This window comes from Kineosporia rhizophila (assembly GCF_021277265.1).
Classification (GTDB): Bacteria; Actinomycetota; Actinomycetes; order Actinomycetales; family Kineosporiaceae; genus Kineosporia; species Kineosporia rhizophila.
In genome coordinates this window covers 14,835-33,311 of sequence record NZ_JAJSOH010000026.1, presented here as the reverse complement: position 1 = coordinate 33,311, position 18,477 = coordinate 14,835, and the positions used below count along the sequence as shown (strand labels likewise).

At 70.7% G+C, this 18,477-nt stretch carries 19 protein-coding genes and 1 pseudogene; 13 read left to right on the top strand and 7 right to left on the bottom strand.

What is annotated here, in order from left to right; genetic code table 11:
* The first annotated feature begins 28 nt into the window (after positions 1-28).
* Both LWF15_RS27875 and LWF15_RS27870 read left to right on the top strand, forming a co-directional pair.
* Positions 29-1,384 carry an MFS transporter gene (locus LWF15_RS27875; RefSeq protein WP_232813921.1) on the top strand — a complete coding sequence of 452 codons (1,356 nt, stop codon included), beginning with the start codon at positions 29-31 and terminating at the stop codon, positions 1,382-1,384.
* A gap of 48 nt (positions 1,385-1,432) precedes the next feature.
* A complete protein-coding gene (locus LWF15_RS27870) occupies positions 1,433-1,810 on the top strand; it encodes a DUF3224 domain-containing protein (protein WP_232813920.1) in 378 nt (125 codons plus the stop codon).
* Here LWF15_RS27870 and LWF15_RS27865 read toward each other — a convergent pair.
* Positions 1,803-2,159 (bottom strand): nuclear transport factor 2 family protein, encoded by a 357-nt coding sequence (locus tag LWF15_RS27865; protein WP_232813919.1) that lies wholly within the window; start codon positions 2,157-2,159, stop codon positions 1,803-1,805. The genes LWF15_RS27870 and LWF15_RS27865 overlap by 8 nt on opposite strands.
* 61 nt (positions 2,160-2,220) lie before the next feature.
* On the opposite strand from LWF15_RS27865, the gene LWF15_RS27860 reads away from it, so the two are divergent.
* Genes LWF15_RS27860 through LWF15_RS27850 form a run of 3 tightly spaced genes read left to right on the top strand, consistent with a single transcriptional unit; the run spans position 2,221 to position 3,780 of the window.
* A complete protein-coding gene (locus LWF15_RS27860; RefSeq protein ID WP_232813918.1) occupies positions 2,221-2,553 on the top strand; it encodes an ArsR/SmtB family transcription factor in 333 nt (110 codons plus the stop codon).
* A gap of 22 nt (positions 2,554-2,575) precedes the next feature.
* The gene (locus LWF15_RS27855) at positions 2,576-3,031 is read left to right on the top strand and encodes an SRPBCC family protein (RefSeq protein WP_232813917.1); all 456 of its coding nucleotides are present in this window, start codon (positions 2,576-2,578) and stop codon (positions 3,029-3,031) included.
* A gap of 23 nt (positions 3,032-3,054) precedes the next feature.
* Entirely contained in the window at positions 3,055-3,780 is a 726-nt protein-coding gene (locus LWF15_RS27850) for an AAA family ATPase (RefSeq protein ID WP_352396653.1), read from the top strand.
* 3 nt (positions 3,781-3,783) lie between these two features.
* On the opposite strand, the gene LWF15_RS27845 is transcribed toward LWF15_RS27850, so the two are convergent.
* From LWF15_RS27845 to mftR, 6 genes are all read right to left on the bottom strand, one after another.
* On the bottom strand, positions 3,784-6,912 hold the full coding sequence (locus tag LWF15_RS27845) for a coiled-coil domain-containing protein (RefSeq protein ID WP_232813915.1): 3,129 nt from the start codon (positions 6,910-6,912) through the stop codon (positions 3,784-3,786).
* Complete coding sequence (locus tag LWF15_RS27840; RefSeq protein ID WP_232813914.1) at positions 6,909-7,766, bottom strand: hypothetical protein; 858 nt, start codon at positions 7,764-7,766, stop codon at positions 6,909-6,911. The genes LWF15_RS27845 and LWF15_RS27840 overlap by 4 nt, the downstream gene beginning before the upstream one ends.
* Positions 7,763-8,413, bottom strand: a complete 651-nt coding sequence (locus LWF15_RS27835; protein WP_232813996.1) for a hypothetical protein — start codon at positions 8,411-8,413, stop codon at positions 7,763-7,765. Before LWF15_RS27835 ends, LWF15_RS27840 begins: the two co-directional genes overlap by 4 nt.
* Positions 8,410-9,720, bottom strand: coding sequence for a hypothetical protein (locus tag LWF15_RS27830; protein WP_232813995.1), 1,311 nt, complete (start codon positions 9,718-9,720; stop codon positions 8,410-8,412). The genes LWF15_RS27835 and LWF15_RS27830 overlap by 4 nt, the downstream gene beginning before the upstream one ends.
* Before the next feature lie 93 nt (positions 9,721-9,813).
* Positions 9,814-10,179, bottom strand: coding sequence for a hypothetical protein (locus LWF15_RS27825; protein ID WP_232813913.1), 366 nt, complete (start codon positions 10,177-10,179; stop codon positions 9,814-9,816).
* 262 nt (positions 10,180-10,441) lie between these two features.
* The gene (gene mftR / locus LWF15_RS27820) at positions 10,442-11,050 is read right to left on the bottom strand and encodes a mycofactocin system transcriptional regulator (RefSeq protein WP_232813912.1); all 609 of its coding nucleotides are present in this window, start codon (positions 11,048-11,050) and stop codon (positions 10,442-10,444) included.
* Between the two features lie 173 nt (positions 11,051-11,223).
* Here mftR and mftA point away from each other — a divergent pair, with 173 nt between their 5' ends.
* The 8 genes and pseudogenes from mftA (at position 11,224) to mftF (ending at position 18,477) form a co-directional block, all read left to right on the top strand.
* Positions 11,224-11,337 (top strand): mycofactocin precursor MftA, encoded by a 114-nt coding sequence (gene mftA, locus LWF15_RS27815; protein ID WP_232813911.1) that lies wholly within the window; start codon positions 11,224-11,226, stop codon positions 11,335-11,337.
* Positions 11,338-11,362: 25 nt separating this feature from the next.
* Positions 11,363-11,737, top strand: a complete 375-nt coding sequence (mftB, locus tag LWF15_RS27810; RefSeq protein ID WP_232813910.1) for a mycofactocin biosynthesis chaperone MftB — start codon at positions 11,363-11,365, stop codon at positions 11,735-11,737.
* Positions 11,734-13,095, top strand: a complete 1,362-nt coding sequence (gene mftC / locus LWF15_RS27805) for a mycofactocin radical SAM maturase (RefSeq protein WP_232813909.1) — start codon at positions 11,734-11,736, stop codon at positions 13,093-13,095. Before mftB ends, mftC begins: the two co-directional genes overlap by 4 nt.
* Before the next feature lie 235 nt (positions 13,096-13,330).
* Positions 13,331-14,172 (top strand): annotated as a pseudogene (locus LWF15_RS27800) (mycofactocin-coupled SDR family oxidoreductase).
* Positions 14,173-14,267: 95 nt separating this feature from the next.
* Positions 14,268-15,206: an AAA family ATPase gene (locus tag LWF15_RS27795; RefSeq protein ID WP_232813908.1), complete on the top strand. Its 939-nt coding sequence runs from the start codon at positions 14,268-14,270 to the stop codon at positions 15,204-15,206.
* A 93-nt stretch (positions 15,207-15,299) separates the two neighbouring features.
* A complete protein-coding gene (locus LWF15_RS27790; protein ID WP_232813907.1) occupies positions 15,300-16,190 on the top strand; it encodes a vWA domain-containing protein in 891 nt (296 codons plus the stop codon).
* 60 nt (positions 16,191-16,250) lie between these two features.
* Positions 16,251-16,967: a mycofactocin biosynthesis peptidyl-dipeptidase MftE gene (mftE, locus tag LWF15_RS27785; RefSeq protein WP_232813906.1), complete on the top strand. Its 717-nt coding sequence runs from the start codon at positions 16,251-16,253 to the stop codon at positions 16,965-16,967.
* A gap of 10 nt (positions 16,968-16,977) precedes the next feature.
* A complete protein-coding gene (mftF, locus tag LWF15_RS27780; RefSeq protein WP_232813905.1) occupies positions 16,978-18,477 on the top strand; it encodes a mycofactocin biosynthesis glycosyltransferase MftF in 1,500 nt (499 codons plus the stop codon).

Genomic DNA, 18,477 nt, shown 5'->3' with positions numbered 1-18,477 from the left:
TTCGGGGCCGGGCGCCAGCGTTGGTCGCATGCTTCGAACCTCGCCCCGGGCGACTCTCCCGGTCCTGCTCACCGCGGGCTTCACCCTCGCCGTCGACTTCTCCGTGCTCAACGTCGCTCTACCGGTGATCGGCCGGGACATCGGCCTGGAAACAGCTGACCTGCAATGGATCGCCACCAGCTACGCGCTCTGCGCCGCCGGGCTGACGCTGTTCTTCGGCCGGGTGTGCGACCTGCTCGGCCGACGCCGGATCTTCCTGCTCGGCATGGTGCTGCTCGGTGTCTCGTCCCTGGCCGGCGGGCTGGCCCAGACCGCGTTCGTGCTGCTGGCCGCCCGAGCGGCCCAGGGCGTGGCCACGGCCATGGTCACCCCGGCCGCGTTGTCGCTGCTCACCACCGGGTTCCCCGAGGGACCGGCGCGGGACCGGGCGCTCGGGCTCAACGGTGCGCTGATGGCTGGCGGGTTCACCACCGGAGCCATGCTGGGCGGCCTGCTCACCGACACCCTGAGCTGGCGCTGGGCCTTCTTCCTCAACGTGATCGTGGCGGTGGCCGTGCTGGCGGTCGCGCCACGGGTGCTGCCGAAGGATCAGATTCGGTCCGCCGGCGTGCGGCTCGATCTGCCGGGCGCGCTGCTGGCCACCGGTGCGCTGGTCGCCCTCGTGCTCGGTGCCAGCAGCGCCGGCGAAAGCGGCTGGACCGCCACACCCACCTGGACTGCTTTGGTGACCGCGGGCGTCCTTTGTCTGCTGTTTCTCTGGATCGAAAGCCGTTCCGCTCAGCCGCTGATCGCCCTGGCCATGCTGCGCCGGCGACCGACTGCCGTCGGAAACCTGGCCGGAGCGCTGGCCTTCGCCGCTGAGACCTCGCTGGTCTTCCTGCTCACCCTCTATCTGCAGGACGTGCTTGGCATTTCGGCTCTGGCCGCGGGGGCCGTGTTCGGTGTGCTCGGGGTGGGCACTGTGCTGGGCGGGCTGCTCGCGCCTCGGATTTTCGCCAGGGTCGGGCTACGCCGAGGTTTGACGTTCGGCTTCGTGGTGCAGGGGGCGGCCACGCTGCCGCTGGTGTTCGCCGGGCCCGATCGTGCTTGGGTGATTCCGCTGCTGCTGTTGGTTTTCGTGGGCGGTGTGGCGAATCTGGTGGCGATCGTGGGTTACGTGACCACGGCCACAAGTGGACTGCCCGACCATGAGCAGGGCCTGGCCACGGGGCTGGTGACCATGAGCCAGCAGGTCGGCATCACGCTGGGCACGCCGGTGCTGTCGGCCGTGGTGGTGGCCGGTGCTTCGGTGGAACTGCTGAACGGTCTGCATCTGGCCATCGCGGTGAATGCCGGGGTGTGCCTGGCGGCGGCCCTGCTGGTGAGGCTGGGCCTGCGAGCCTGACGTGATTCTTCAATGCCGCGGACCGTGCGCCTGCCTAGGCTCGGGCGTATGACAGAGATCGTGGCAGAGTTTCAGGTGACCCGGTGGGACGCAGAGCCCTATGCTGAGCAGGACACTGTGCTGAGTCAGGTGGTGGTCGAGAAGACCTTCACCGGAGCGGTTTCCGGTACGAGTACGGCTCGTGTGCTGACCGCCCAGGCCGAGGGTGGGCAGGGGTACGTGGCCTCCGAGCGGTTCGAGGGCACGATCGACGGCCGCAGCGGAACGCTGGTCTACCAGCACGGCGGGATCATGGACGGCGAGGACGGCACCACGTTCGGGACGATCGTGCCGGGCTCGGGCACGGGGGAGCTGGCCGGTCTGCGCGGCACGATCACCCTCTGGCACGACGCCCAGGGCGCGACCATCACCCTCCGGCTCAGCTAGGAGGCAGCCCCACCACGTACGAGTCGACCTGGCTGATCAGGTCTCCCCGGAACGTGAACACGTCGTTGAAGGCGAAGCGGAACGGGCCCGCCTCGCGCAGAAAGCCGACCCCCGCTCCGAGACAGATGACCGCGTCGGCCGCCTCGATCGTCCGTTCGACCAGCAGTTCGGGGCTCCCGGCGAAGGCCGGGTTCTCTATCTCGGTGTCGAACTCGGCCTTGCCCCTGGTGTTCCGGGTGCCCGGGATGTTCCAGACCACGTCTTCAGTGAGGCAGGCCAGGACGGCCGCGTGGTCGCTGCGGCGGAACCCCTCCAGGTAGCGGTGCACGGTGTCGATGCGCTGGCTCATCTGGTCCCCCATCAGGCGCGGCCGTCTTGACTTCCGGGAGCCTAGCGCAATACTTAAGCGGGTGCTTAACCATTCTGTGGTGCTCGACCGGGCGTTCCAGGCGTTGGCGGATCCCAGCCGGAGGGCCATGGTCGAGCGTCTCGGAAGGGGGCCGGCGTCGGTCAGCGAGCTGGCGAAACCGCTGAAGATGTCGCTGCCCGCGGTGGTGCAGCACCTGGCCGTGCTGGAGGCCGGCGGGCTCGTGCGTAGCCACAAACAGGGCCGCGTGCGCACCTGTGAGCTGGATGTCGAGGTGCTCGACGAGGTGGGGCGATGGATCGCCGAGCGCCGGCGCGGGGCTGAGGAGCGGCTCGACCGGCTGGGTACCTGGCTGACCGAGAATCCCGAGGAATGACGTCTTTTCGAGGAGTGGGGCAATGAGCGAACGTTCTGTGCAGCACGACACCTTTGTGATCGAGAAGATCTATCCGGCCCGGCCGGAGCGGGTCTACTTCGCGTTGTCGGACCAGAAGGCGAAGAAGGCCTGGTTCTCGCACGCCGCGTCGGAGGTGATCGAAGAGGTCTGGGACTTCCGGGTGGGCGGTACCGAGGTCAACGCCGGGCGCACCGGCGACATGGAGCACCGCTTCGTGGCCACCTATCACGACATCGTCGAGAACGAGCGGATCGTGTACAGCTACGAGATGTACGTGAACGGGGTGAAGCTCTCGGTCTCGCAGACCACGATCGAGATCCGCCCCGACGACGCCGGCGCCCGGCTGGTGTTCACCGAGTACGGTGCCTTCCTCGACGGCCACGACAACGTGAAGGATCGCGAGCACGGCACCGGTGAGCTGCTCGAGCTGCTGGGATCCTCCCTGTCCGATTCCTGAGGTTCGGCGCTAGGTTTGCACCTGTGCTGGTGCATCGTGCGTATGTTCAAGAGGCGGATCTGGAGGCTTGGCCGTTCACCGTTCCGGCGGTGACCGATCTGGCCGAGCAGGGGCTGGCCTTCACCAAGCCGATCACGTTCCTGGTGGGGGAGAACGGCTCCGGCAAGTCGACGGTGGCGGAGGCGCTCGCCGAGGCCTTCGGCCTGGATTCGTACGGGGGCAAGGCGGGCACGAAATACGCCAGCACCCGGGAGAAGTCGCAGCTCGGTGAGATGCTGAAACTGAAGACGAGTGTCAACGGCCACCGGATGATGAGCGGGCCGCGCAAGGCCCGCCGCGGTTTCTTCCTGCGGGCCGAGACGGCGATGAACCTGCTGTCGTCACTCAGCGGCGTGCCCGGCTACTGGGAGGGCAGCACCGACGAGATGAGCCACGGGGAGGGCTTTCTCACCGCCTTGGACGCGATGTTCACCGGGCCCGGGTTCTACGTGCTCGACGAGCCCGAGTCCGCGCTGTCGTTCACCTCGTCGCTGCGCCTGGTCGAGTTGTTCACCCGGCTCGGGCGCAGCGGCGCCCAGGTGGTCTGCGCCACCCACTCACCGATCCTCGCCTCCACGCCGGGCGCCACGATCCTCGAGTTCGGCGCCAACGGCATCAGCAACGTGGCCTGGGAAGACCTGCTGATCGTGGACCACTGGCGCCGCTACCTGAACGACCCGCAGACCTATCTCAGGCACCTGCTCGACTGAGACTCACTGGCTCAGGTCGAGCTCGTCGTCCCGCAGGTCGATGTCGGTGCTCTGGGGTCGGTAGGTGCTCATCCACTCGCGCAGCAGTTCCACCCGGGCCCGGTTGGCGTCGTCGCCGAGCACGATCGGCGGGTCGTTGTAGGCCACCGCGTCGGAGGAGCGGCGCAGCTTGATGTAGAGGTTCGAGGCCTCGATCGCGTAGCGCTCCATGTCGTCCTGCAGGGCGCCGATCACCGTGATGTTCCGGTCGCGGCCGATCCGCTCGAACAGCGCGACCGCCTCGCGGCGGTGCTGCTTGCCCAGGTTGCGGCCCAGTTCGTCGAGGATCAACAACAATGGACGATCGTTGCCACCGGCGAGCGCGGCGGCACAGACCAGCTTGACCGCCTTCTCGTCCATCATCGCGGTGTTGGCCCGGAGGTTGTAGCTGGACATCCGCTGGTTCTCGGCCCGGCGCCAGCGCGGCGTGAGGCTCCAGCGCCAGGGCTTGTCCGGCTCGGTGGGTGGCTCGGGCTCCGGGTACTCCAGGCCCGCGCCGTAGCCGCCGTACTCCCGGTCGAGCCGGTCGAACTCGTCGGCGACCAGCTTGAGCTTGGCCCGGATGCCCTGGGCGAGCACCGAACGGTGGGCCCGGGTGGTCTGCTCGGACTCGGCCAGACCGGCCTGGGCGGCCTCCAGGTCGGCCCGCCGCTGGGCCCGCTGCTGGTCGATCATCGCCTGGTCGTGGGCGTCCTGCTGGGCGGTCACGTCCAGGTGGGTGCGCAGGGCCCGGATCAGGTCGGGCACCATCGGCACCCGCTGCTCGACCGGGCTGCGCTGCCACTTCTGCTCGACCAGCAGGGCCCGCAGCTCGGCGGGTAGTTCCTGGGCCGGGGTGTTGTCCGGGAAGCAGCGCCGGATCACGTCTTCCAGCTGGTAGACCACCAGCGCGTTCCATTCGGTGGTGCTGCGCTTCTGGTCGTCCTCACCCAGTTCCAGCAGGTGCTGCTCGGCCGAGCCGGAGGTGGCGCCCCAGGCCACCGCGCGGGCGTCCACGTCCACGGCCTGCAGTTCGGCCTCGAGCTTCTCGGCGATCTCCTCGGCCTGGCGCACCTCGGCCTGGCTGCGGCTCACCTCGCCGCGCAGGGTGTTGATCTTGTCCAGCCGGGTCTGCCGGTCGACCGCGGCCCGGGTGTGCGCGGCCTCCGCGTCCTCCAGCGGGCCGATCAGCTCCTCCAGGTTCTCCTGCAGCTCACCCGCCTGCTCACGGAGCCGCTCGATGTCCACCTCGGCGTCCTCGACCCGCTGGGCGGCCTTGGCCCCCTCCAGCCGGGAGGAGGCGGTGACCAGCTTGGCCCGGGCCCGCTCGAGCGCGGTACCGATCTGCTCGAGCATCTCCTCGGTCTGGGCGAGCTGCTCGCGGGCGGCCCGGACCCGGGCGTCCCGGCCGGTCAGCGGACGCTCGAACCCGGCCACCACGATCACACCGGCTGCTTCGTCGACGTGCTGGTCGCGTTCACCCGCGCGGCCGGCCAGGGCCTTCAGGAACGAGGCGAGGCCGAACTCGGCGGTGGTGCTGGTGGGCAGGCCGGTGGTGGGCTGGCCGTCGGCCAGCACGATCATCGAGCCGGGCTCCCCGGCCAGCGTCTCGCGGGCTGCATCGGCGTGGTCGGCGGGCACCGCCACCGCGTGCCGATAGGGGGCCAGACGGGGTTCCCACACCGCTCGCTGATCCTCGGCCAGGTCAAGCACGTCGACCACGCTGGCGGCCGGAATCCCGGCCTTCTGCAGCAGTTTCAGCTGCTGGGCGGCAACGTCGTCGCCGGCCTCGGCTGCCTTGACCTGCTTGGCCGCGGCCTCGACCGCGTCTTCGGCCGCGCCCCGACGGGAGATCACGGCTTCCAACGCTTCCTGGGCTGCCGCGACTTCTTCGCGGGCCCGGGTCACATCCCGGCCGTCGGCCGCGCGGGCCGCCTCTTTCAGCTCCCGCAGCTTCGCGCCGAGATCCTCGACCTGGCGCAGGTTCATCCGGGCCTGGGTGTCGGCGTTGCTGCGGCGTTCGCGAAGTTCGTTACGCAGCCGCTCGGTCTGGCGGAAGGTCTCCTGCAGTCCGTCGTCGTTGCCGAGTTCCTCCATCCGGGCCTCGTTCTCGGCCAGGCGCTCGCGAGCCGCAGCCTGCCCGGCGCGCACGTCGCCAAGGTTCCGCCGGAGCTCGCTCAGCCGCTCCAGCCCGTCGACCACGTGCCGGGCGCAGCGCGAGCGCCACGACTCCCGGGCCTGGCCGAGGATCTGACGGGCCACGTCACGACGCTTGATCCCGGCCTCGACGCCCTCCATCTCACGCTGCCAGTTGGCCAGGTCCTGCTCGGCCTCGACCACGTCGACCCGCCGGGCATGCTCGCCCGAGCGCAGCGCCTGCTCCTGCTCCAGTTCGCGGTCGAGCCCGGTCAGGGTGGCCACCGCGTCGAACATGCGCCACGGTGAGAGCTCGTTCAGCGGCTGGGCCAGGAGGTTAGCGGCAGGGGAGGCGCGTACCGAGGTGGAGAGGAACGAGACGCAGCGCACCTGACCGCCGTAGAGCACGCGGGCGAGCCGTCCGGCGTGAAAGTCGTCGCGACCGTTGGAGTTCGGCAGTTGAGCCCAGAGGTTGTGCACTCCCGCAGCGCGTTCGGCGTCGTTCGCGCCGTAGGGAACGTGCAGGCCCTGCTTCCAGCGCAGGCTCAGATAGGGCGACTTGCGGTTGATTCGCAGCCAGACGGTGAGGGCGCCGGCTTCCAGTTCGTCGACGGTCTGGGCCGAAGGATCGGCGAAAACGCCGATGACGTAGCCGTGATCGGCGTTCGCCCAGCGAGCCTCCTGAGCTGCCAGCTCGGCTGTGAACAGCAGTTCGGCCGAGCCGGGGGCGCCGCCGGCCAGCCGCCACTGCTCATCGGCGTGCAGCAGGCTCAGGGCGGCGATGAACGAGGACTTGCCTGCGCCGTTGGAGTCTTTCGGACCCTGACCGGCCACCGTGATGAGCCCGCCGTTGGTCAGGGGGACCGGGTGCGCGGAGAGCCGGGAGATGTCGACCATCTGGACGCCGACCAGCACGCGCGGCCCGACGATGTCGTTCGGGTCGTTGCGGTCGATGGCGATCATCGGCGGGGTGGTCACGAGTTCTCCTGTGGTGCAATGTTTTCAGAAGTTTCAGAAACAATGGACGGGGGCGTCGCCTCGAGCGGTTCGGCCCCTTGGTCGGTGGCCGGGTCGGTGACCTGGGCAGCGGACAGCTCGGCGGCCTGGCTGCTGGTCGGCTGGGTTGCCCGGTTAGTGGTCGGCGCGGCGGTTCCGTCTTCGGAGGGGCGTGCCCGCCGCGCCCGGATCGCGGCGGCCAGCGGGGTGTCGGCCCCGGCGGCCAGGATCAGCTCTTCCTGAAGCAGACGCCGGGCCGCCGGGGTGAGCCGGGCCAGCTGGGGGCCGGGCAGGTATGAGGCCCCGGCGCTCGAGCTGCTCCCAGACTTGGCGGAGTTCGGACGCCGGTCGGGAGCCAGCTGCACCAGGCCGGACGCGCGCAGCCGGGCCAGCCCGGCGCGCACCGCCGTGCGGGGCAGCTTGGAGTAGCGGTTCAGCTCCTCGACGGATGTGGGCTGGTTGGAGATCCAGGTGTCCAGGTCGACCAGGCCCTGGCTGCGGGGGATGGCCACCGAGTGGATCAGGATCAGCACGAACACCGCGCGGTCGACCAGGGGAAGCGACTCCAGCACCTCGGCGCTGAGCTCGCGGGCGACGTCGTCGCGGTAGCCGGACGTCCACAGGTGCGGCCCGGCCTTGACCAGCGTGCGGCCCAGCGGGTGCAGCAGTTGCTGGAGCGAGCGGCGCAGGGTGGCGTCGCGCAGGGCCAGCAGCTGGGACTCGTGCAGGGGCTGCCAGCTGTGCTCGAGCGCGGCGTAGGCGGCCAGCACCTCGTCCCGGTGCCGCTCGGACAGGTCCGCCACCGCCGCCGTGAAGGCGGGGTGCATCTCGGTCACGCGGTCGGCTCCTCGGGTTCGGACTGCTGGGTCTGGGCGCTGCCGGGCTCGGTGGCTTCGGGACCGGCAGCTTCGGGTGCTGCGGTTGCGGGCTGCTCCGCCTCGAGCTCGGGTGCGTCCTCGTCCGGCTCCGTCGGGGCCGGGAGGGTGCGCCAGAGTTCGCGCAGCACCGTCAGGTCGGCGTTCTCCCAGGTTCCGCAGCGGGGTCCCAGCCGGACCACACGCTGCTGCTCGTTCCAGATCACCCAGGCTCCGCTGTGCAGGCGCCGGATCGCGCCGGTGGCGGCGCGGTGCACCACCTGTTCGTCGCGGTCCCCGAAGGTGCGGTAGACCGACATCACGGTCTCCCAGTCGGCCTCGCGGCCCGGCCAGATCGCCGAGTCCGGGTCGGCCCAGCAGCAGCGCACCACGGCCGCGAGCATCCGTGCGGTGTCGTTCGGCTGCTCGACGGTGGGTCCGTTGAGGCCCAGCTCGTCGAGAACCCAGGGGCCGGCGGTGCCGGGGTGGGCGGGCAGGAGCCAGACCTCGGTGGCGTCGGGTTCGAGGAGGCGGAGGAATCCGTCGGGGGCGGGGGTGCCGGTCTGGTGGCGGGAGGGGCCGAGGGCGCGGGCGCGGGCCCACCAGAGGGCGGTCTCGGCGCTGTTCATGCGGGCATCTCCGGCTCCGGGGAGGTGGCCGAGTTCTGGCGGGCGGCGGAGGTCTGGCCGTCAGCCTGAGCTTGGTTGCCTACCTCGGCAGAACGGCCGGCGGGCACGGCGGAGCGGGCGAAGATCCCGCCCGAGACCCAGGCCACCGGGCCCTCCGGGTCCACGCGGAAGCCGTCGGCCCACGTCAGCTCGGCGTCGACCTCGGGGGAGTGGTGGGCGGCGACGAGCATCGACAGGATGCGCCTCCCCTCCATCCAGTCGTCCGCGTCTTCGAGCAACTCACTTACCCCGACCCGTCCGTGCTTGGACAGCACCCGCTCACTGAACTCGAGCAGATCGCTGTCCCCGGCGAGCTGCCGGTCGGTGGGGGCCTCGGTGTCGCCGGTGGGGCGGGGCGGGGGCATGCGGACGGGCCCTGAGGTCTGGGCGTTGTCCACCGCCTGGGCCATCGCCTGGGGGGAGAACCAGGGGGCGACGGCGTCGAAGACCTGGCCTTGCAACACCCCGGCGAGGGTCTGCGCATCGGACGTGCGGGCGAAGCTGCGCCAGGTCTCGACCGGCAGCAGACCCAGGGCGCGGGTGGATCCGGCCTGCTCGATCAGGCGGGCGGCGGCGGACTCGCTGGCGTCGGCGTACGCCGCGAGGGCAGTGCGCAGCTGGGCGCACTCGCGGTCGAGTTCGGGCCAGCGGCCCAGGGCCTGGGCGTGCACGTCTTCGGCCTGGCGGATCAGGGCGCGGTTGCCCCACAGCAGCTCGGCGTGCTCGCGCAGTTCCTCGACCGGGCTCGTGGTGGTCAGGCTGGAGAGCTGATTGGCCATCAGGCGGAACACCCGCGAAAGGCGGTTCACCGAACCCCGGCCGTCTTCCACCCCGGCGTTGGGCGAGCGGATGCTGAGCCCTTCCAGAGCCAGCAGCTGGTGCAGTTCACCCTGCCCACCGGCGGCGGCCAGGCGGCGCAGGAACAGCAGCATGACGTAGGGCGCGAAGGCCGCGCGGTGGAAGCGCTCGCCCGGGTGGTCGACGACCCGGGTGATCGCCCCGTAGCCGCGCAGCACCTCGAACCGTCGCGTGACTGCCGCCGGGTCGTACCGGCGGCAGGCGGCGACGGCGGCCTCCAGCGTCAGCCCCTCGGTGCCCGCGTCGGCGAACGCCGCCAGCACCGCCTCGTCGATGTCCAGCAGGTCGACGTCGGTGATCATCGCGCCGTGCTCACGGGCGAGGACGGCGAACACCTGGCGGTAGATCCGCAGCACCCCGGCCTCGGGGGCCAGGTCTTCCAGGGAGAGGGTGGTGGAGCCGTCGGTCACCCGGCGACCTTAGAGGATCGGACCGTCGGGCACCGGAGGGTCGCGTTCCGGGGCCCGACGGTCAGATCGGCCTTCAACGGCCGCCGGCCGGCGTCAGTGCTGGTTGTGGCGGCGCTTGCGACGCCAGCCGGTGCGGGGGAACCCGCAGTCGGCGGCGGAGTGCACCTGCAGGAAGCGGGCGCCGTCGGTGTGCACGAGGCATTCGACGGCGGGGTCGGGGACCACGAGCCCGCACGCCGCCTTGGCGCAGGGGCAGCTTGCTTCCCGGAACGGGAACATCCCGGGCAACGACAGGCCTACGTGCCAGACCTGATCCGTGGGGAGGACCCCCGGAGGCATCGCGCCGTGGTCGGAGTCGTGACCGGCGGCCGGTGTGGCCACCGGCACGCCTGGGGGCGGGGCGGACTGCTGCTTGGACTTGGCGCGACGTCGAGCCGGATAGGGCATGGCCAGAGACATGAATGAACCCTTCGCGCTACTGCAGAGGGGACCGTCGCCCGCTTGCATCGCAGCGGGTGGAGGAAGCGTTACAGCTCGCTTGACTCAGATTTTGGTTCCAATTACGACAGGGGCGACAAAAGAGGGTGGGCATTTCACCCTCCGTCCCGAGATGGTGACCCACCGTACGGATAGGGTGCCGCTGCGTATGCAGGACGGCCCATCGGCCCGCTGGAGGGTTAAGAAACGCACGGTGAGCAGTCGCGGAGGGTGCAGCGGTGGTTCAGCGGTCCAGATCGCCGAAGCCGGACTTCCAGGCGGTGAGGGCGATGTCCAGGTAGTTGATCAGGTCGGCGTCGCGGCGGGCGACCCACTGGTCGAACGCGGCCCGGCACACCCCGAGGGCGCTGAAGCCGATGGCCTGGGGGATCAGGTCGCGGGGCTGCTGGCGCAGCCGGCGGGCGGCGAACTCGGCCAGGGCGCCGGCCCAGTTGTCGTAGTGCGAGGCGGACGAGGCCTGCAGGGCGGGGATGCCGGTGATCACCTGCATGCGGGTGCGCAGGCCGGCCACGTCGTCGACGCCGTAGTGGTTGGCGGTGAGCACGGCCCGGCGGATCGCCTCGGTCAGCGGAACGTCGGGCGGGGTCTCGGCGAGCAGACGGTGCAGGGTGGCCACCTCGGCGTCGAACTCCGACCAGAGCACGTCGGCCTTGGTGTCGAAGTAGCGGAAGAAGGTGCGCCGGCTGACTCCGGCCCGTTCTGCGATCTGCTCGACCGTGGTGGCGTCGAAGCCCTGCTCGGCGAACAGCTGCAGGGCGATCCGTTCCAGGGTGGCGCGGCTGGTGGCGCGGGGGCGCCCGCTGCGGGTCTCACTGGCGGGCCCGGTGGCCATCGGCCGCTCTCCTTCTCGGGTGGTGCCAGGTGCGGCACTGACGCATCCGGTCTGCAGTGTCATTCAATCACCGGTGTGTTCTCCTGCGGGTGGTCGTCACTCTTGACGTTTACGACACGCAGTGTCATAAACTCCCGTCACCAGCTCATCACCGTCGAAGAGAGGTCGTTCCGATGAACAGCACGAGCGCGCCGCAGGACCAGGTCGTCGAGTCCCAGGAGGCCGTCGGCGTCGAGGACCTGCTGGTCGAAGAGGTCTCGATCGACGGGATGTGCGGCGTCTACTGATCGCCGGCCGGCTGAGGACCAGGCGATGACCACCCCGACCAGCCCGACCCACCCGGCCCACCCGGACCGGATGTCGGTGCCGCCCCCGGCACCGGCCCCCGGGCTGGAGACGGACCTGCTGGACCAGGCCTGGGAGCTGCATCCCAGCGTCTCGGTGCGGCCGGAGCCCTTCGGTGCCCTGATGTACCACTTCGGGAATCGGCGTCTGTCGTTCCTGAAGACCCGTCAACTACTGGACATCGTCAACGGCCTGGCCACCGCCCCGGACGCGCGCTCGGCGTGTCTGGCGGCGGGGGCCCACCCGACGCACCTGCCTGCTCTGGGCCGGGCGCTGGCCTCTCTCGCGGCGGGCGACCTGATCCGTCCCCGCAGCACGACGTCCGGACAGGAGCCTGCATGACGGCCGTACTCGAACCGGCGAACCTCACCCCCGCCGCGCCGATCCCTTCTCCCGGCCGGCTGGTCGACAAGTTCGCCCTCGGGCTGGACGCGCCGATCTGCCTGACCTGGGAACTCACCTACGCCTGCAATCTCGCCTGCGTGCACTGCCTGTCCTCGTCGGGCCGGCGCGACCCGCGGGAGCTGACCACCGCCGAGGCCGAGGCGGTGATCGACGAGCTGGAGCGGATGCAGGTCTTCTACGTCAACATCGGCGGCGGCGAGCCGACCGTGCGGCCGGACTTCTGGCACCTGGTCGACTACGCCACCGAGCACCACGTGGGCGTGAAGTTCTCCACCAACGGCGTGCGGATCACCCCCGAGGTGGCCCAGCGCCTGGCCGGCTCCGACTACGTGGACGTCCAGATCTCCCTGGACGGCGCGACCGCCGAGGTCAACGACTATGTCCGGGGCGCGGGCAGTTACGACACGGCGATGCGGGCCATGCAGAACATGGCCGACGCCGGGTTCACCGGGTTCAAGCTGTCCGTGGTGGTCACCCGCCAGAACGTGGGCCAGCTGGACGAGTTCAAGGCGATCGCCGACCGCTACGGGGCGCAGCTGCGGCTGACCCGGCTGCGGCCTTCGGGCCGGGGCGCGGACGTCTGGGACGAGCTGCACCTGCTCGCCCCCCAGCAGAAGCAGCTGTACGACTGGCTGGTGGCCAACGGTGACCAGGTCCTCACCGGTGACTCCTTCTTCCACCTGGCCGCTTTCGGTGGTGCGCTGCCCGGGCTGAACCTGTGCGGGGCCGGCCGGGTGGTCTGCCTGATCGACCCGGTGGGCGACGTGTACGCCTGCCCGTTCGCGATCCACGACGAGTTCCTCGCCGGGAACGTGCGCGACGAGGGCGGTTTCAAGCAGGTCTGGCAGAAGTCGGAGCTGTTCCAGGAGCTTCGGCAGCCGCAGAGCGGCGGGGCGTGCTCGTCCTGCCAGTTCTTCGACTCCTGCCGGGGCGGCTGCATGGCGGCCAAGTTCTTCACCGGTCTGCCGCTGGACGGGCCCGACCCGGAGTGCGTGCGCGGTTTCGGTGAGGCGGCCCTGGACGCGGTGCAGGGCGAGATCCCGAAGCCGAGCCTCGACCACTCGCACAAGAACCCCCTGCGCAGTCAGAAGAACAAGCCGGTCGCCCTGGCGTTGGGGATGCGCCCGGTTGCCGGGGTGGTCTCGGCGCCGCCGGCCCGTGGGTGCGACGAGAACCCGCTCGCCGGCTTCGATCCCAGCGCGGCGGTCGCCCGGCCGCCGTCGAGAGGGTGTGACGAGAGCCCGCTCAGCGGCTTCGGCCCGGCCGGTCTGGAGACCGGGGCCCGGCCCGCCTGAGGTAAGTCACCAGCAGCGCGCGATTCCTTTCCGAACCGGAGGGGAATCGCGCGCTGCCGTTTTGCTGGTACCCAAAAAGCTTGCGCGACAACGAGTATCACTGTGGTGAATGAGAGCGAGGTCACAGGCCTTTCGTCGCCAGAGGGGGTCCGTCCGACAGGTGACGGGTCTACTAATGGTGCCCAGGGGATGCAGCAGCCATTCACTGACAATGTTGTTGGAGAGGTGCTCACTCATGGCAGGACGTGTCGAAGGCAAAGTAGCTCTGATCACCGGGGCGGCCCGCGGCCAGGGCCGCAGCCACGCGCTCCGGCTGGCCGCCGAGGGCGCGGACATCATCGCGGTCGACCTCTGCGGTCCGGTCCCCGATCTGGCCTATCCGGCCGCCACTCCCGAAGACCTGGCCGAGACCGTGCGCCAGGTCGAGGCCCTGGACCGGCGCATCGTCTCCGCGGTGGTCGACACCCGCGACGCGGCGGCGCTCACCCAGGCCGTCGACGACGGGGTGGCCCAGCTCGGCAAGCTCGACGTCGTCGTCGGTAACGCCGGCATCTGCCACGTCGCCGCATGGGACCAGGTGACCCCCCAGATCTGGCAGGACACGCTGGACATCAACATCACCGGCACCTGGAACACCGTGCGGGCCGGGGCACCTCACCTGATCGCGGCCGGCGGCGGTTCGATCGTGCTGACCAGCTCGGCGGCCGGACTGGTCGGTCTGCCGTTCCTGGCGCCCTACGTGGCCAGCAAGCACGCCGTCACCGGCCTGGCCCGGGCGCTGGCCGCCGAGCTGGCGATGCACCACATCAGGTGGGGGCACCTCCCGGCCCCCTAGGGCTGGGGGAGAACAGCCTGCACCCGACCGGGGTGGAGACCCCGATGGGCGCGATGGGCGGCGCCTTCGGCCCCTTGCTGGAGAAGAACCCGCGGGTCGGGGTGATGATGGGCAAGATGCTGCCGGTCGACGTGACCCAGCCCGAGGACCAGTCCAACGCGGTGCTCTTCCTGGCCTCCGACGAGTCCCGCTACGTCACCGCGCTGGCGATGACCGTGGACGCCGGGACCACCCAGCTCTGAATTCCGACCACGACCCGGCCACCCACCGTCGTGCGGGTGGCCGGGAGGCGGGACAATCGTCCATTGTTTGCCCCCGACAGTGAGGACCGCAGCACGTGACCCAGATCCCCGACGTGGCCCGCACCCGCGACCGGGTGGCCAAGCATCTGGTCGGCCGCGAGCACGAACTCGAGCTGGTGCTGTCGGCGGTGGCCGCAGGACGGGACATCGTGCTGGAGGGCCCGCCCGGCACCGGGAAGACCACGCTGCTGCGGGCGATCGCCGACGAGTGGGGCATCCCGCTGTTCTACGTCGAGGGCAACGCCGATCTCACCCCGGCCAAGCTGGTGGGGCACCACAACCCGGCGCGGGTGCTGAAAGAAGACTATTCGCGGGACAATTTCGTGCCCGGGCCGCTGCTGGAAGCCATGCAGCAGGGCGGGTTCCTGTATCTCGAGGAGTTCAACCGCGCTCCCGACGACACCCTGAACACGCTGCTGGCGGCCCTGGCCGAGCGGCGCGTCACCGTGCCGCGGGCCGGGCAGGTGGTGGCGCAGCCCACCTTCCGGCTGATCGCCTCGATGAACCCCTACGACAATGTCGGCACCACCCGGCTCTCCAGCTCGATCACCGACCGGCTGTGCCGCCTGGCGGTGGACTACCAGGACGAGGCGGCCGAGATCAGTATCGTCGACCTGCGCACCGGCCAGGGGGCGGAACTCGGGGCGTTGCTGGTGGCCGACGCGGTGTGGGTGAACCGGGCCACCCGTCGACATCCGGATCTGCGGCAGGGCAGCAGTGTGCGCGGCGCAATCGACGTGGTGCTGGTGGCCAACCAGCTGGCCGCCCTGCGCGGGGTTTCCGAGGCGGCGGACTCGACCACCCGGCTCGATCCCGAGAGCGCCTATCCGCGGCTGGTTCTCGATGCCATGGCGGTGGCGCTCTCCGGCCGGATCCATCTCGACGAGGCCGCCGAGACCACCCCCGAGCGGGTGCTGCGCCAGATCTGGGAAGACCGGTTCATCCTCACCCCGGCGGCGGCCCAGCCGGGTTGAAGAGCAGTCGACGCGGACTCGCCGGTCGAGAGACCCGACCGGCCGGGCCGACGTCCTCTGCGCCGTAAACCCAAACAACTCCGCGCTGAGCCCATGGTTTTCAGCATCGCCGGCAACGGTGACGGGCTGGTGCTGCAGTCGCTGGGGCGGGGAACCAAGGCTGCGGCCAAGGCCGGTCGGGCGAAAGGCTCGAGCGGGCCGGGCGATACCGACGACGCGGGGGAACTCGTCCCGCTGGAGCCGCAGGAGCAGGACGAGGAGCAGGACGCGGTCAAGGAGCGGGCCCGGCAGATCGCGGCGCGGCTCTCGCTGCACCGGCCGGCCAGGGGCCGGGGCCGTAGACGCGGCAGCGGCGAGCTGGTGAGCGTGCGCTACCGGGAGGGCGCCGACGAGATCGATCTGGACCGCACCCTCGAAGTGCTCGCGGAGAAGCCGTTTCCGGAAGACGAGGACATCGTCGTGCGCGAGCGGGTGCGCCGCCGGCGCTCGGTCGAGCTGGTGGTGGACGTTTCCGGCTCGATGCGCGGCGAACGCATCCGCACCGCCGCCGCCACCGTGGGCGCGCTGGCCGGGGAACTGGGCAACGACGACGTGGGAGTCATCGCGTTCTGGTCGGACTGCTCGATCGTGCTGCCGATGGGGCAACCCTTCGTGGCTCAGAAGCTGCTCGACGACCTGCTCCGGCTGCCGGCCCGGGGCCTGACCAACGTCGGGTTCCCCCTGCAGCTGGCGGCGGCCGAGCTTGCCAAACGCCCCAACCCGGAGGCCCGGGTGCTGCTGCTGTCGGACTGCGTGCACAACGCCGGGCCCGATCCCCGGGGGGCGGCCGCGCTCCTGCCCCGGCTCGACGTGCTGCTCGACGCGGCCGGTGAGAAGGACGAGGAACTGGGCCGTGAGTTGGCTCTTCTGGGGCGTGGCCGGATGTTCCCGGTGCGCGGCCACCGCCAGGTAGCACCTGCGCTGGCCCAGATCTTCCGAGCTTGACGAAGACCTGACGAAGACCTGGCGAACAGTGGCCCGGAGGTGCCGCGTAGGGTTCGCCGGGTGGCTCACCTTGGCTATCTGGACCTCGCCGCGATGACCAGCCCGGAGATCGCCGAGCACGCGGCGGGCGACGGCATCATCGCGATCCCGATCGGCTCGACCGAGCAGCACGGCCCGCACCTGCCGCTGGGCACCGACCGCGACGTGGCGGTGGCGGTGGCGGTCGGGCTGGCCGAGCGGATGGGGCAGGTGGCGGTGGCGCCGGCGGTCGGGTACGGGTCGAGCGGCGAGCACGCCGGGTTCCCGGGCACGCTGTCGATCGGCCAGGAGGCCCTCGAGCTGATGCTGCTGGAGCTGGGGCGCTCGGCGGGCGAGACCTACCGGCGGCAGATCTTCGTCAATGCCCACGGCGGCAACGCGGTGCCCGCCGTGAAGGCCGTGCGGCAGTTGCGGGCCGAGTCCAGAGACGTGCTGCTGTGGATGGCGATGTGGGACGGGGACGCCCACGCCGGGCGCACCGAGACCTCGCTGCAGCTGGCCCTGCAGCCCCACCTGGTCGACCTGGAGCGGGCCGAGGCGGGCGACACCACGCCGGTGCGGGAACTGATCGGGCGGTTACGTGCCGGGGGAGTGAAGTCGGTGAGCCCCAACGGCGTGCTCGGCGACCCGGCCGGAGCCAGTGCCGAAGAGGGCGAAAGGGTGCTCCAGCGGCTGATCGACGGATTGCACACGCAGGTACTGGCCTGGGATCCGCCGTACGGGAAGCTGGGCCTCTAGAGTTTCTCCCGTGACCAGCGTGGGGAAGAACGGCCGGAGCAGTACCGGGCTGCCCGTGGGCATGTCGGTCGAGCTGGATCCGGAAGTCGTGGTCAAACCGGACGGAACCGTGTTCGGAGGTTCTCCGGCCCGCCTGTTCCGCCTCAATCCGGCCGGGCAGGAGGCGTTCTCGCAGCTGCGTTCCGGCGTCGTCGGCACTGCGGCGGCCGCGGCCCTGGCCCGCAGGTTCTCCGACGCCGGTCTGGTGCACCCACAGCGTCAGGGGCTGCCCGCCGAGAACGAGGGGCGGCCGGCCCGGCGCGGAACGGTCACCGTGGTCGTGCCGGTGCGCGATCGTGCGGCCGAGCTCGAGCGCTGCCTGGCCGGGCTGGGCGCGGGCGAGCAGGAGGCGGTGGCCGAGGTGATCGTGGTGGACGACGCCTCGCACGATCCGGCCGCGGTGGCGGCGGTGGCTCAGCGGCACGGTGCGCGGGTGATCGTCCGTACGGTCAACGGAGGCCCGGGCCCGGCCCGCAACGAGGCTCTGAAGCAGGTGGGCACGCCGCTGGTGGCCTTCCTCGACAGCGACTGCCTGCCGTCCGAGGGCTGGATCGACGATCTGGTCGGGCATTTCGACGATCCGCTGCTTGCTGCCGTGGCGCCCCGCGTGGTCGCCGGAGGGCGTGCGGCGCGGACCTTCGCAGAGCGTTTCACCCAGGCCCGGCCGGTGCTCGACCTCGGTGGCCTGCCGGCCCGGGTCGCACCGCTGAGCCGCGTGTCCTATCTGCCCACCGCCGCGCTGATCCTGCGTCGAGAGGCGCTTGAAGACGTCTCTGGGCACCGTGGTTTCGACGAGGACCTGCGCTTCGGGGAAGATGTGGATCTGGTCTGGAGGCTGCTGGAGGCCGGCTGGCGGGTGCGGTACGACCCGTCGGTGGAGATCGGTCACGAAGACCCGTCGGCCTGGAAGGATCTGCTGCGCAGGCGTTTCGCCTACGGTACGTCGGCCGCGGCGCTCGAGCAGCGGCATCCGGGCAAGGTGGCACCGCTGGTCGCGGTGGCGGCCCCGGTCTCGACGGTGGCCGCGTTGCTGGCCCGCCGGCCGGTTCTGGCCGCCGTCACTTTCGCTGCTGGGTACGCAGATTCGTGGATGGCACTGAAAAAGGCGGGCACCGACCCGGACGACCTGCTACGGCCACTGGCCGTCGGCGTCCGTGAGACGTTCTTCGGAATCGGCCGCTGGACGTCCCAGTTCGCGCTCCCGGTAGCCGTGGCCGTGGCCGCAGTTCCCGGAAACAGACGCCGGGGACGGCTCCTGGCCGCAGCCGCGCTGGTCGTCGCGCCACCCGTCCGTGAATGGTTGCGCGACAAGCCGGACATCGACCCGGTGCGCTGGACGGCCGCGGTGCTGATGGACGATGCGGCCTACGGGGCCGGAGTCTGGGCGGGAAGCTTCCGCAGACGCCACTTCCGGGCCGTGCGGCCCTCGTGGAAGTGGCGCCTGCTCGGATCGGTGACCCGCAGCCGTTAG